Source organism: Aeromonas sp. 603757 (genome assembly GCF_049171255.1).
GTDB classification, from domain to species: domain Bacteria; phylum Pseudomonadota; class Gammaproteobacteria; order Enterobacterales; family Aeromonadaceae; genus Aeromonas; species Aeromonas veronii_A.
Genome location: NZ_JAAKOE010000020.1, coordinates 69,650 through 82,301 on the forward strand (window position 1 = coordinate 69,650; position 12,652 = coordinate 82,301).

Genomic DNA, 12,652 nt, shown 5'->3' on the forward strand with positions numbered 1-12,652 from the left:
AAAAAAGCGCCCCTCGATGAGGGGCGCCTTTTTTCGTTAAGCCGTATCAGCAAGCCTGAATAGGTGCCGTCACGTACTTGAACAGGAAATCAGTCACCTCTTGGCGCGCCGGGCGCTGAGGTTGATTGATCATCTGCATCATCACATAGCCAAAACCGGTCAAAGAGCGGGCCAGATCCTGTGCCGACAGCACGCTAGTGATCTCCCCTGCATCCATGGCGGTTTGCAGCTCGCTGGCGATCAGCTCAAGGCAGTGATCGAGCAGGCGGGTATAGCGGGGCCATACCTCTTCCCGAACCGAGGAACTCCACTCCAGCCAGATACCGGCATAATCCGGTTGATCGTAGGCCGCATCGACAGAGAGGCGTACATGACGCTGAATCTTGTCGAAAATGGAGCCCTGGTCACCGTATGCCTGCGACAGCATCTGGTTCACAAAGCGTTCGATCTCGGCCAGCACCTCATCTACCAACTCCTCGCGGGTGTTGAAATAGTTGAAGACAGTAGCCACAGAGACCTTGGCCTGTTCGGCTATCTCGGCGTGACCTGCACGGCCAATACCGCGACGGGAGAACACCTCGATGGCACATTCCATCAATTGGGAGCGACGAGCTTCCGGCGACAGCCGGGTACGACGTCTTATTTCTGCGCGTGGTTCCATAGTTTTTATCATCTAATAGTTATTGATTATGGTGTTTATAGTATTTTAACTAATCATGCCTGAGTGCCTGCTAACTCTATCAATTAAAATAAGCTGATAAAAGCACCACGTATCTCTAGCACCCTTCGACATGAGTGGTAGAATCATCGGTTTTGATATTCATGAACGGCCAAATCCCCTTTGGCCTTATGGGAGTAAGTGATGAAACACACCGTCGAGGTGATGATCTCCGAGGCTGAAATCGCCGCCCGGATCGCCAAATTGGGTGAAGAGATCACCGCCCGCTATCAGGGTTCTGACGAAGTCGTGATGATTGCGCTGCTGCGCGGTTCCTGCATCTTCCTGGCCGACCTCTGCCGCCAGTGCCAGCTGCCCATCACTCTGGACTTCATGACAGCCTCCAGCTACGGCTCCGGCATGCACAGCACCCGTGACGTCCGCATCCTCAAAGACCTGGACGATGACATCAAGGGCAAGGATGTGGTGATCGTGGAAGACATCATCGACACCGGTTACACCCTCAACAAGGTGCGCGAGATCCTCTCCCTGCGCGAGCCGAAATCCCTGGCCATCTGCACCCTGCTGGACAAACCCTCCCGCCGCGAAGTGCAGGTGCCGGTCGACTGGATTGGCTTCGCCATTCCGGACGAATTCGTGGTCGGCTGTGGCATCGACTACGCCCAGAAGTACCGCAACCTGCCGTTTATCGGCAAAGTGGTACCCCAGGAGTAAGCCAGGTTCAGGAATATCACGGGTGAAGCGGTCTTGCGCCCTTTACTCTGTGCAGGCGGCCTTGGCCGCCTTTTCTGTATCGAGCCGGATTCAACCATCACAGAGGTTGCAATGAACGCATTGGAAATCAGCGGCCTGAAAAAGACCTATCAGGGGGGCGTCGAAGCCCTTAAAGGCATCGATCTTACCGTCAGGCAGGGGGATTTCTTCGCCCTGCTCGGCCCGAACGGCGCGGGCAAGTCCACCACCATCGGCGTCATCAGCTCGCTGGTGAACAAGAGCGCCGGCAAGGTGAAGGTGTTTGGCTACGACATCGACAGCGATCTCGAACAGGCCAAGGCCCAGCTCGGACTGGTGCCGCAGGAGTTCAACTTCAGCCAGTTCGAGAAGGTGATCCAGATTGTCACCCATCAGGCCGGTTTCTATGGCGTGCCCAAGGCGGAAGCCAAGATCCGCGCCGAGAAGTACCTGCGCCAGCTCGATCTGTGGGAGAAGCGCGACATGCCAGCCCGCACTCTCTCAGGCGGCATGAAGCGTCGCCTGATGATCGCCCGCGCCCTGATGCACGAGCCCAAGCTGCTGATCCTCGATGAACCGACCGCCGGGGTCGATATCGAGATCCGCCGCTCCATGTGGACCTTCCTCAAGGATCTCAACGAGCAGGGTGTCACCATTATTCTCACCACCCACTATCTGGAAGAGGCGGAGATGCTCTGCCGCAACATCGGCATCATCGACAAGGGTCGTCTGATCGAGAACACCAGCATGAAGAATCTGCTGGGCAAGCTGGGTCGCGAGACCTTCCTGCTCGACCTTGCGCCAGGTTCTGCCGTACCCGAGGTGCCAGAGTTCAACGGCCGCATGCCGGATGAGCGCACCCTTGAGGTGGATCTCGACAAGAGCCAGTCACTCAACAGCCTGTTCGAGCAGCTGTCGAACCAGCAGGTGCAGGTCGTGAGCATGCGCAACAAGGCCAACCGGCTGGAAGAGCTGTTCGTCAATCTGGTCGAAGAGGGGAGAAAAGCATGAATCTGGCCATCTACTACATCGCCTTCAAGAGCATTCTGGCCAAAGAGGTGAGCCGCTTTACCCGGATCTGGATCCAGACCTTGGTGCCACCGGCCATCACCATGAGCCTCTACTTCGTCATCTTCGGCAACCTGATCGGTTCGCGCATCGGTGACATGGGTGGCTTCACCTACATGGAGTTCATCGTGCCCGGCCTCATCATGATGTCGGTGATCACCAACTCCTACTCCAACGTTGCCTCCTCCTTCTTCAGCGCCAAGTTCCAGCGCAATATCGAGGAGATGCTGGTGGCACCGGTGCCCAACTACGTCATCATCGCCGGTTACGTGGGCGGTGGCGTGGCGCGCGGCCTCTGCGTCGGCCTTATCGTCACCCTGGTGTCGCTGTTCTTCGTGCCGCTGCAGATCCACCATCTGTTCAGCGTCTGCGTGACCGTGCTGCTGACCGCCATCCTCTTCTCGCTGGGTGGCCTTATCAACGCGGTGTTTGCCAAGACCTTCGACGACATCAGCATCATCCCCACCTTCGTGCTGACGCCGCTCACCTATCTGGGCGGGGTGTTCTACTCCATCAGCCTGCTGCCCCCCTTCTGGCAGGGGGTCTCCCAGGTGAACCCCATCATCTACATGGTGAACGCGTTCCGTTACGGCTTCCTCGGCATCTCCGACGTGCCGCTCGGCACCGCCTACCTCATCATCATCGGCTTTATCGTGGCCCTCTACGGTATCGCCTGGTGGCTTATCTCCCGCGGCACCGGGCTGCGCCACTAATGACCAAAACGGGCACCTCGCGGTGCCCGTTTTTTATTCCCCCTGTAGCCCCTTCAACCTGCCAGCCCCCTTCGCAATAACCTGCCTGTTATTAAGGCTTTACCTGACACCTTGTGATCCACCGCAATTTTCGAATTACCCCCAAAGGTATAATTCTCGCGATTGGATGTGCCGTCACGGATGGCACCTCCGTCTCTTCATTTCTCTCATCAGGGCAGGATCGCCTATGTCACTTATCACCGAGTTGCCAGCCATTTTCGATAGTTTTTCAGATGCCCGTCGTCAGGGCTTTCTGGCTGTGATGGCACTCAAGGAGCGACAGATCCCCCTGGTCGGCACCTACTGCACCTTCATGCCGCAAGAGGTGGCGATGGCCGCTGGCGCCGTGGTGGTATCGCTCTGCTCAACCAGCGACGAGACCATCGAGGAGGCCGAGAAAGAGCTGCCTCGCAACCTCTGCCCGCTAATCAAGAGCAGCTACGGTTTTGGCAAGACCGACAAGTGCCCCTACTTCTACTTCTCCGATCTGGTGGTGGGGGAAACCACCTGCGACGGTAAGAAGAAGATGTACGAGTACATGACCGAGTTCAAACCGGTGCATGTAATGCAGTTGCCCAACCGCGCCGATGACGAAGCCTCCCGCACCCTGTGGCGCAGCGAAATCGTCCGCTTCAAGGAGTTGCTGGAGCAGCAGTTCGGCAAGCCCATCAGCGAGCAGGCATTGCGAGACGCCATCGTGCTGAAAAACCGCGAGCGCCGCGCGCTGGCCGATTTCTACCGGCTGGGCCAGCTCAATCCACCGGCACTCAGCGGTACCGACCTGCTCAAGGTGGTCTATGGTGCCACCTTCCGCTTCGACAAGGAGCAGCTCATCAGCGAGCTGCAGGAGATGACCCGCCGCATCAAGGCCGAGTATGCCGAGGGCAAGCGGCTCAATGCCCGTCCGCGCATCCTCATCACCGGCTGCCCCATCGGCGGCGCAGCTGACAAGGTGGTGCGCCTCATCGAGGAGCACGGCGGCTGGGTGGTAGGTTACGAGAACTGCACCGGCGCCAAGGCGACCGAGCAGTGCGTCAGCGAGGAGGGCGACTTGTTCGATGCGCTGACCGACAAGTATCTGGCCATCGGCTGCTCCTGCATCTCCCCCAACCACCAGCGCATGAATCTGCTGAGCCAGATAGTGGAGGAGTATCAGGCAGACGGGGTGATCGATGTGATCCTGCAGGCCTGCCACACCTATGCGGTGGAGTCGCTCGCCATCAAGCGCCATGTGCGCGAACGCCATGGCATCCCCTACATGGCAGTCGAGACCGACTACTCCAGCGCCGACAAGGGACAACTGGCGACCCGGCTGGCTGCCTTTATCGAAATGCTGTGAGGAGGCGTCATGTCACTCTCCATCGGGATTGACTCGGGCTCCACCGCGACCAAGGGGATCCTGTTCGACCACAGGGATGGCGGGCGTATCGTCCGCCGTTTTCTGGTGCCGACCCCCTTTCGTCCGCTGGCCGCCATCGAGCAAGGCTGGGAGGAGCTCTCGTCCGATTTGCCAGAGCGCCCCCACCTGACCCTGACCGGCTATGGCCGCGATCTGGCGTCGTTCGCCGATCGCCGGGTTACCGAGATCTCCTGCCATGGGCTGGGGGCTCGCCTGCTCTGCCCGTCGGTACACACCGTCATCGATATCGGCGGGCAGGATAGCAAGGTGATCCAGCTCGATAGCGACGGCAACCTCACCGACTTTCTGATGAACGACAAGTGTGCCGCCGGTACCGGTCGCTTTCTCGAGGTGATCACCCGCACTCTGGGTGCCCGGGTCGAGCAGCTTGACGAACTGCTGCAAGGGGCCGAGCCCCACGACATCAGCAGCATGTGTACCGTGTTTGCCGAATCGGAGGCGATCAGCCTGCGCTCGGCGGGCATTCCCGCCGAGTCGATCCTGGCCGGTATCGTCCGCTCCATGGCCCGGCGCAGTGCCAATTTTATCGGCCGCCTCGGCGCCCGACCGACCGTGCTCTTTACCGGCGGCGTCAGCCACTGCGCCACCTTCCGCCACTATCTGGCCGAAGGGTTGGGCTGCGAAGTGGCCACCCACCCGGACGCCCAGTTTGCCGGTGCGCTGGGGGCTGCCCTGTTCGGCGCGCGCGCCAGCACGGGAGGCAAATCATGAATCAGGAGTTTCTCTACCTGTTCCACTCCACCCTCGGCACGATCAGGATGCGCAAGCGGCTGGAGCAGCACGGTCAGTCGTTTCGGGTCTGCGATGTACCGCGCCTGCTCAGCGCCGGCTGTGGCCTCGCCATTCGCTTGCACTGCCCGCCAGACGAGTGGCAACAGTGGTGTCAGCACGGTGAAACCGCCGCTGTCTTTCACTGCGAAGCGGACGGCGACTATCAGGAGCTGGCACGCTACCCGGCCGATAGCCCGGACATGGCGAAGCAAACGCTTGTGGCTGGCAGTCGGAGTCATGGATGATAAAGATCTATCCCATGGCCGTTTATCTGCGCATGCTGGCCAATCTGGCGTTGGGGGGATTCTTCCTCGCCTCCGCCTGGTTCAAGCTGGCCTCCCCCGCCCTGTTCATCGAGCAGATCGGCGCCTTTGGCCTGATCTGGCCGCTGCTGATCCCGCCGGTGGCCTGGGGGCTGATCGCGCTGGAGCTCTGCGCAGGGCTTGCGGTCATCGCCAACCGGCGCTGGGGACTCTGGCTGGTGATCGGGCTGCTCACCCTGTTTATTCCGGTGTTGGGCTATGGCGTTGCCATCGGGCTCGACATCTCTTGCGGCTGTCTGGGCAGGGCTGATCTCGGCTCGTTGCCGGAGGCCATTGTGCGGGATCTGCTGCTACTGACGCTTGCGGGCGCCCTGCTGCGAACTTCCCGCCCCGTTTTTTTCGTTCGAAAGGAGTAGTGACATGATGACATTGCGATCCCGCACTCTGGTGGCCTCTCTGATCGCCGCCAGCTTTGCCCTCGCGGGCTGTGGCGACAACCAGTTCGAGCAGGAGGTGAAGCTTGAGCAATCGGCTGTGCAGCTGGCACAGGAGACGCAGCAGGGGGGCTATCAGCTGCTGACCGTGGCCGAGCTGAAAACCCGGATGGACAAAGGCGAGGAGCTGGTGATCATCGACACCATGCCCTATGAGGACTCCTACAAGAAGGAGCACATCCCGGGGGCCAAGAACTTTGTCTTCGTGAAGGAGGCCAAGGCCGGTGACAACTGGAGCGAGATTGTCGAGGGGAGCAGCACGGCGGAGCAGTTCCAGGCGCTGCTGGGTGAAGACAAAGCTCGCCCTGTGGTGATCTACTGCGGTTTCGTCAAGTGCGGCCGCAGCCACAACGCCGCCGCCTGGGCGGTCAATCAGGGCTATCAACAGGTCTATCGGGTGCCGGGCGGCATCTTCGCCTGGAAAGGCGCCGGTTACCCCGTCTCTGCCGAGTAACCGCGTCTGCCCACAAGGCAACACAGTCGATATGAAAGAAGCCCGCAACTGCGGGCTTCTTTCATATTGGGCAACACTCGGAGTTAACTGGCGGCCTGCGTCTGCACCGTCTCCACGTTGGCCAGCTGCTGCTTGCCCAGCAACCGTTTGGAGATCATCGCCGCCATGATGGAGCCGTTGACGTTGAGCGCGGTACGGCCCATATCCACCAGCGGCTCGATGGCGATCATCACCCCCACCAGCGCGATGGGGAAGTTGAGGGTGGAGAGCACGATCAGCGAGGCGAACGTCCCACCACCGCCGACGCCAGCCACCCCGATGGAGCCCAGCGCAATCACCGGCAGCAGAGTCAGCAGGAACAGGGGATCAAACGGGTTGATACCGAGCATGGGAGCAATCATCGCCACCATCATGGCCGGATAGATGCCGGCACAGCCGTTCTGGCCGAGGTTGGCACCGAACGAGGCGGCAAAGTTGGCGATGCTGGCGGGCACCCCAAGGCGCTGCTGGGTCTCGATGCTGAGGGGAATGGAGGCGGCGCTGCTGCGGGAGACAAAAGCGAAGGTGAGCACGCCCCACACTTCCCGCAGGTAGTGCAGCGGGTTCTGGCCGATCAGCAGCAGGATCACCATGTGCACCGCAAACATCGCCAGAATGGCGACGTAGCAGACCAGAATAAAGCCGAGCAGGCTGAGGATCTCGCTCAGCGGATAGTGAGCCACCACCCGGGCGATCAGTGCCATCACGCCATAGGGGGTGAGCGCAATCACCACCCGCACCATCTTCATCACCCACAGTTGCAGGGTGTCGATGGCCACGGCGGCGCGAGCCCCCGCCTGCGGATGCTCCGCCTTCAGCTGGAGCAGAGCAACCCCGGCCAACACGGTGAAGATCACCACGCCGATCACCGAGAGACCGCGGCTACCCGCCATATCGGCGGCAAAGTTGGTGGGCACCAGCGAGAGCAGCAGGGCAGGCAGGGTCTGGGCACTATCGATGGTGCTCATGCTCTGTTGCAGGGTGACGCTGTCGCTACCGTGGCTCAGCAGCCCGGCTGCGGTGAGACCGCTCAGGTGGGTGATGGTCATCCCCACCATACCGGCGATCATCACCAGGGTCAGCATGGAGCCGATCAGCACGGCGCTGATCTTGCCGAGGGACTGGGCCTGCTCCAGCTTGTTGATGGCGGAGAGGATCGAGGTGAACACCAGCGGCATCATCACCACCTTGAGCAGGCTGACATAGCCGCCGCCGATGATATTGACCCACTCCAGGGTCTGCTGAACGCCGGCATCATCGGCGCCCCAGCCCAGTTGCAGCGCCAGTCCGAACAGGGCACCAAGCAACAGACCCGCAAGCACCTTCCGCGAGAGCGGCAAACCGGTAGGCAACCGGGTGAGAGCAAAACAGAGCAGACAGAAAAAAAGCGATGCAATCAGGACAAACATCATGAATACCTGTAGCGGCCATCAGGCCGAAAGTGGATAGAAACGAAGGGAAATGCGGGCTGGGCCGCAGAACAAAACGCCGGAATGCAGGAGAGTGCAGGCGTGAAAAAGCAGCGGACGCCCGAGGGGGCGTCCGCTGGCATTCGGGGGAATTACTTCTTTACGGGGGCGTCGTACTGTTCGGGTTCGTCGCTATAGACGCAGACGTTCCACTTGGCGGCCAAACCATCTTCCGCCAGACAGTAACGCTCGAAGAAAGCCTTGATCTCCGCGCGCTGGCAGTGCGCCTCGAAAGCCGCCATATCTTGCCAAATCTCGTTGAATACGATGGGAAAGCTTTCCCCCTCGGCAAACGGGCTCGCGATGTGGCGGGTTACCCGATATTGCAGGCAACCATCCTCACGCAGGGTATTGGGCTCGAGCGCCTGCAGCACCTGAAACAGGGCCTGCTCCTGACCGGGTTTGGGCAGGAATTGGGCAATGCAGTAAACCTTCTTGGACATGGAGTCCTCCTGGTTGTGGCGGGCTCAGGCTTGCTGCAGCGTGACCACTTGATTGTCGATAAGGCGGGCCTTGCCAAGATAAGCAGCCATCAGGATCACCAGCTGCGCGCTCTCGTCAGTGGCGGATTCGAGGGTGGCGGCATCGACGATGTCGATGGCATCGGTACGAAAACCGGCGTTGTCGAGACGCTGGCTGGCCTGCGCCACCAAGGAGGGCAGGTGGTGGTCACCCGCTTCAATCTGCTCGGCGATCCAGTTCATGGTGCGCGCCAGCTCGGGGGCGATGGCCCGCTCGGCAGCTGTCAGGTAGCCGTTGCGCGAAGAGAGCGCCAGCCCGTCTTCGGCCCGCACGGTGGGCACACCGACGATCTCGATGGGCATCGCCATGTCGGCCACCATCTTTCGAATAAGCGCCAACTGCTGGTAATCCTTCTGGCCAAAGCAGGCCACATCCGGCTGTACCAGATTGAACAGCTTGGTAACGACTGTGCTGACCCCGCGGAAGTGACCCGGGCGCAGCGCTCCCTCCAGCAGATTGGAGAGGCCCGGCACCTCGACGAAGGTCTGGCTGGCCAGACCCTGCGGATACATGATCTCCGGGGTCGGGGTGAACACCATATCGACGCCGGCCGCTTCCAGCGCAGCGCAATCCTGCTCCAGGGTGCGCGGATAGTTGGCAAGATCCTCGGCCTTGTCGAACTGCATCGGGTTGACGAAGATGCTGACCACCACCTTCTCGGCGTGGCTGTGCGCCTCTTTCACCAGCGTCAGGTGGCCCTGATGCAGGTTACCCATGGTGGGCACAAATGCGATGGCACGCCCTTCACGGCGCCATTGGCTTATCTGCTCACGCAGAACGACGGGATTATTTACGACCAACATCAGCAGTTCACCTTCCGATAAATCAAAAAGAGAGACGGGTTGCATCTACCGGTAGCACTCGGGCGGAATGGGGCACGAACATGGCTATCAGCAGTTCACCTTTAGATGAATCAATAAGATACGGATTAGCTATACGGATTAACTGTGCGAGGCTGACAAGCAGAGACGGGGGCCGCAGCCCCCATCATGCAACAGCCAGGATCAGTTGAAGCAGTGCTCCGGGCCGGGGAAGCTCCCCTCGCTCACCTGCTGCACATAGAGGCGGATGGCGGCACGCACATCGCCGGTCTCGGCCAGGAAGTTCTTGGTGAACTTGGGCACATAGCCGGAGGTGACGCCAAAGGCATCGTGCATTACCAAAATCTGACCATCGGTCGCGGGGCCGGCACCAATGCCGATCACCGGGATGCGAAGCGCCTTGGTGATGCGCTCGGCCAGCGCAGTGGGCACACACTCGAGCACCAGCAGCTGGATACCGGCCGCTTGCAGTTCGAGGGCCTGACGGTAGATCTCCTGCGCCTGAAACTCATCGCGCCCCTGCACCTTGAAGCCGCCAAAGACATGAACGGATTGCGGAGTGAGGCCGAGGTGACCGCACACCGGCACCCCGTTGCGGGTGAGGTGGCGGATGGAGTCACAGAGCCAGTCGCCCCCTTCCATCTTCACCATGCGGGCACCGGCCGCCATCAGGCGGGCAGCGTTCTGGTAAGTCTGCTCGGGGGTGGCGTAGCTCATGAACGGCATGTCGGCGACCACCAGTGCCTTGCTGGCACCGCGCGCCACACAGCGGGTGTGATAGACCATCTCATCCATGTTGACCGCCAGGGTATCCTGACCCCCTTGCAGCACCATGCCCAGTGAATCGCCGATGAGCAGCACGTGGGCCCCCTCGTCGTCGAACAGCTTGGCAAAGGTGGCATCATAGGCGGTGATGGCGGTGAACTTTTGACCCTCCTGCTTCATCTTCAGCAGGCTGGCGGTGGTGATCTTGCTCATAGAGGCTCCTGTACGTCTGCACGCGGGGCAATGATGGCCAGATCATTGTGCGGGCAGCGGGCAACCAGTCGGGCGAGCGGGGTGCCGCAGGGCAGCACCAGAGCAGGCGCAATTTCGGCAAGGGGCAGCAGCACGAACTCCCGCTCCTTCATGCCGTAGTGGGGTACGATCAGACGCTCATGGTTGATCACCTGATCCCCACAGAGCAGCAGATCGAGATCCAGAGTTCTCGGCCCCCACCGCTCATCTTTGCGCACACGTCCCTGTTCCAGCTCGATTTTTTGTAATTGATCCAGCAGCGCAAGGGGCGCGAGCCGGGTATTGAGCCGGGCCACGGCATTGACGTAGTCCGGTTGGTCAGCAGGCCCCATGGGGCGGCTGCTGTAAAACGACGAGGCCTCCACCAGCACAGATTCCGGCAACCTTGCCAACGCGGCAACGGCGCGACGAGCCTGACCCAGCGGATCAGACAGGTTGGAACCAATGGCGATGAAGACCTCGGTCATCACGTCTGTTGTCACTCGGCCACTTTCGGTTTGCGGCGACGGGGGCGACGGCGGTTGCGGCTGTTGCTGCTGCGCTTCTCGCCATCGTGGCTGCGAGCCTCGCCGCGCTCACCGCTAGCCGGGCGACGGGTCGCTTCACGCTGCAGTTGCGGGCGCACATCCGGATTGGAGGCGACATAGCGCTCCCACCAGCTGGCCAGCTCGCCGAGACCGCGCTCGACCCGGTTGCGCAGCAACAGGAAGTCGAACGCCGCGCGGAACTTGGGATGCTCCATGGCGCGCTCGGGATGCTTGCCCTGACGACGGGTCAACCGCTGTTGCAGTGCCCAGATGTCGCGGACATCGGTGGTGAAACGGCGGGGAACGGCGATGATCCGCACCTGATTGTCCAGCACCTCGTTGATCGCCAGCATGAAAGCGTCATACCAGGGCAGGCCGCTCTCGTTCTCCAGCACCCGACCACGGGCCTCGACGCAGCCCCACAGCAGGGTGGCGTAGAGGAAGGCGGGAGTGACGCGTTTATCTTCACGAACGCGGGTATCGGTATCGATCAGTGCCTGCTCGATAAACTGCTCGTAGGGCGAGTTGCCGTGCGGGGTAAACAGCACAGCCACTTGCGGGAAGAGCTGTTGGAACAGGCCATACTCACGCAGCAGCTTGTAGGTCGCCAGACCGTCGCCAGCCAGGAACAGCTTGAGGGTCTCCTCAAACAGGCGGGCTGCAGGGATGTCTTGCAGCAGAGGCGCCAGCTCCTTGATGGGGGCGGCGGTACGCGGGCTGATGGTCATATCCAGCTTGGCGGCAAAGCGCACGGCGCGCAGCATACGCACCGGATCTTCACGATAACGGGTCTCGGGATCGCCGATCAGCTCAAGCTTGCGCTCGGCCAGATCTTCCAGACCCCCTTCGAAATCGTGCAGGGTGAAATCTTTGGCGCTGTAGTAGAGGGCGTTGACGGTAAAGTCGCGGCGCTCGGCATCCTCTTCGATGGTGCCGTAGACGTTGTCGCGCAGCAGCATGCCTTCATCAGACTGGGCCGACACATGTTTGCTGGTATTGACCTGATGGTGGTGACCCCGGAAGGTGGCCACTTCGATCACGTCACGACCAAAGACAATGTGGGCCAGGCGGAAACGACGGCCAATCAGGCGGCAGTTGCTGAACAGCGCCTTGATCTGCTCCGGCGTCGCATCGGTTGCGATGTCGAAATCCTTGGGCGTCTTCCCGAGCAGCAGATCCCGGACTCCGCCGCCGACCAGGTAGGCCTCATAGCCCCCTTTGTTCAGGCGATAGAGCACCTTGAGTGCATTCTCGCTGATCTCTTTGCGCGAAATAGGGTGCTGATCACGGCTTAAGGTACGACGTTGACCGGCGACACGGGCTGGAATGGGGGATTCCACCGACTGCTCGCCGTCTTCCTTGCCGAGCACCTTGCGGCAAAAGTTTGCGATCTGGGAAAAAATGGTACACCTCTTCATGACTTCTAAATTGACGGGAGGCCAAAAAATAGCGGCCTATCATAGCTCACGCCTAACCAAATGAAAAACCGTGCTGACAATTGATCCCGCATGAAACCGTCCGCCAGCGAAAATAGCGGTCAATCTGCACATAGCTCACGCCTAACCAAATGAAAAACCGTGCTGACAATTGATCCCGCATGAAACCGTCCGCCAGCGAAAATAGC

Annotated in this window: 15 protein-coding genes; 8 read left to right on the forward strand and 7 right to left on the reverse strand. The window is 60.5% G+C overall.

Features of this window, described 5'->3' with window-relative positions; genetic code table 11:
• Window positions 1-46: 46 nt before the first annotated feature.
• Complete coding sequence (locus tag G5332_RS17190) at window positions 47-661, reverse strand: TetR/AcrR family transcriptional regulator (RefSeq protein ID WP_337075131.1); 615 nt, start codon at window positions 659-661, stop codon at window positions 47-49.
• A 201-nt stretch (window positions 662-862) separates the two neighbouring features.
• Here G5332_RS17190 and hpt point away from each other — a divergent pair, with 201 nt between their 5' ends.
• The 8 genes from hpt to G5332_RS17230 all read left to right on the forward strand — a co-directional run bounded on the left by hpt (window position 863) and on the right by G5332_RS17230 (window position 6,633).
• On the forward strand, window positions 863-1,393 hold the full coding sequence (gene hpt, locus G5332_RS17195; RefSeq protein ID WP_368166394.1) for a hypoxanthine phosphoribosyltransferase: 531 nt from the start codon (window positions 863-865) through the stop codon (window positions 1,391-1,393).
• Between the two features lie 111 nt (window positions 1,394-1,504).
• On the forward strand, window positions 1,505-2,422 hold the full coding sequence (locus G5332_RS17200; protein ID WP_005354634.1) for an ABC transporter ATP-binding protein: 918 nt from the start codon (window positions 1,505-1,507) through the stop codon (window positions 2,420-2,422).
• Window positions 2,419-3,192, forward strand: a complete 774-nt coding sequence (locus tag G5332_RS17205; protein ID WP_005362866.1) for an ABC transporter permease — start codon at window positions 2,419-2,421, stop codon at window positions 3,190-3,192. The genes G5332_RS17200 and G5332_RS17205 overlap by 4 nt, the downstream gene beginning before the upstream one ends.
• 226 nt (window positions 3,193-3,418) lie before the next feature.
• Window positions 3,419-4,570, forward strand: a complete 1,152-nt coding sequence (locus G5332_RS17210; RefSeq protein ID WP_421249848.1) for a double-cubane-cluster-containing anaerobic reductase — start codon at window positions 3,419-3,421, stop codon at window positions 4,568-4,570.
• A gap of 9 nt (window positions 4,571-4,579) precedes the next feature.
• Complete coding sequence (locus G5332_RS17215; protein WP_421231306.1) at window positions 4,580-5,362, forward strand: acyl-CoA dehydratase activase; 783 nt, start codon at window positions 4,580-4,582, stop codon at window positions 5,360-5,362.
• Window positions 5,359-5,667: a DUF3343 domain-containing protein gene (locus tag G5332_RS17220; protein WP_149152221.1), complete on the forward strand. Its 309-nt coding sequence runs from the start codon at window positions 5,359-5,361 to the stop codon at window positions 5,665-5,667. Before G5332_RS17215 ends, G5332_RS17220 begins: the two co-directional genes overlap by 4 nt.
• Window positions 5,664-6,101 (forward strand): MauE/DoxX family redox-associated membrane protein, encoded by a 438-nt coding sequence (locus G5332_RS17225; RefSeq protein ID WP_149152220.1) that lies wholly within the window; start codon window positions 5,664-5,666, stop codon window positions 6,099-6,101. Before G5332_RS17220 ends, G5332_RS17225 begins: the two co-directional genes overlap by 4 nt.
• A gap of 4 nt (window positions 6,102-6,105) precedes the next feature.
• Window positions 6,106-6,633 carry a rhodanese-like domain-containing protein gene (locus G5332_RS17230; protein WP_421231305.1) on the forward strand — a complete coding sequence of 176 codons (528 nt, stop codon included), beginning with the start codon at window positions 6,106-6,108 and terminating at the stop codon, window positions 6,631-6,633.
• A gap of 83 nt (window positions 6,634-6,716) precedes the next feature.
• Here the strand turns inward: G5332_RS17230 and G5332_RS17235 are convergent, their stop codons facing one another.
• The 6 genes from G5332_RS17235 to pcnB form a co-directional block, all read right to left on the reverse strand.
• Window positions 6,717-8,081 (reverse strand): cation:dicarboxylate symporter family transporter, encoded by a 1,365-nt coding sequence (locus tag G5332_RS17235; RefSeq protein WP_421231339.1) that lies wholly within the window; start codon window positions 8,079-8,081, stop codon window positions 6,717-6,719.
• A 152-nt stretch (window positions 8,082-8,233) separates the two neighbouring features.
• Window positions 8,234-8,584 carry a putative quinol monooxygenase gene (locus G5332_RS17240; protein ID WP_005354654.1) on the reverse strand — a complete coding sequence of 117 codons (351 nt, stop codon included), beginning with the start codon at window positions 8,582-8,584 and terminating at the stop codon, window positions 8,234-8,236.
• 24 nt (window positions 8,585-8,608) lie between these two features.
• Complete coding sequence (gene panC, locus G5332_RS17245) at window positions 8,609-9,466, reverse strand: pantoate--beta-alanine ligase (protein WP_005335639.1); 858 nt, start codon at window positions 9,464-9,466, stop codon at window positions 8,609-8,611.
• A gap of 201 nt (window positions 9,467-9,667) precedes the next feature.
• Window positions 9,668-10,462, reverse strand: a complete 795-nt coding sequence (gene panB, locus G5332_RS17250) for a 3-methyl-2-oxobutanoate hydroxymethyltransferase (RefSeq protein WP_005335640.1) — start codon at window positions 10,460-10,462, stop codon at window positions 9,668-9,670.
• A complete protein-coding gene (gene folK, locus G5332_RS17255; RefSeq protein WP_202005848.1) occupies window positions 10,459-10,968 on the reverse strand; it encodes a 2-amino-4-hydroxy-6-hydroxymethyldihydropteridine diphosphokinase in 510 nt (169 codons plus the stop codon). Before folK ends, panB begins: the two co-directional genes overlap by 4 nt.
• An 11-nt stretch (window positions 10,969-10,979) precedes the next feature.
• Complete coding sequence (gene pcnB / locus G5332_RS17260; RefSeq protein ID WP_323888564.1) at window positions 10,980-12,446, reverse strand: polynucleotide adenylyltransferase PcnB; 1,467 nt, start codon at window positions 12,444-12,446, stop codon at window positions 10,980-10,982.
• Window positions 12,447-12,652 lie beyond the last annotated feature (206 nt).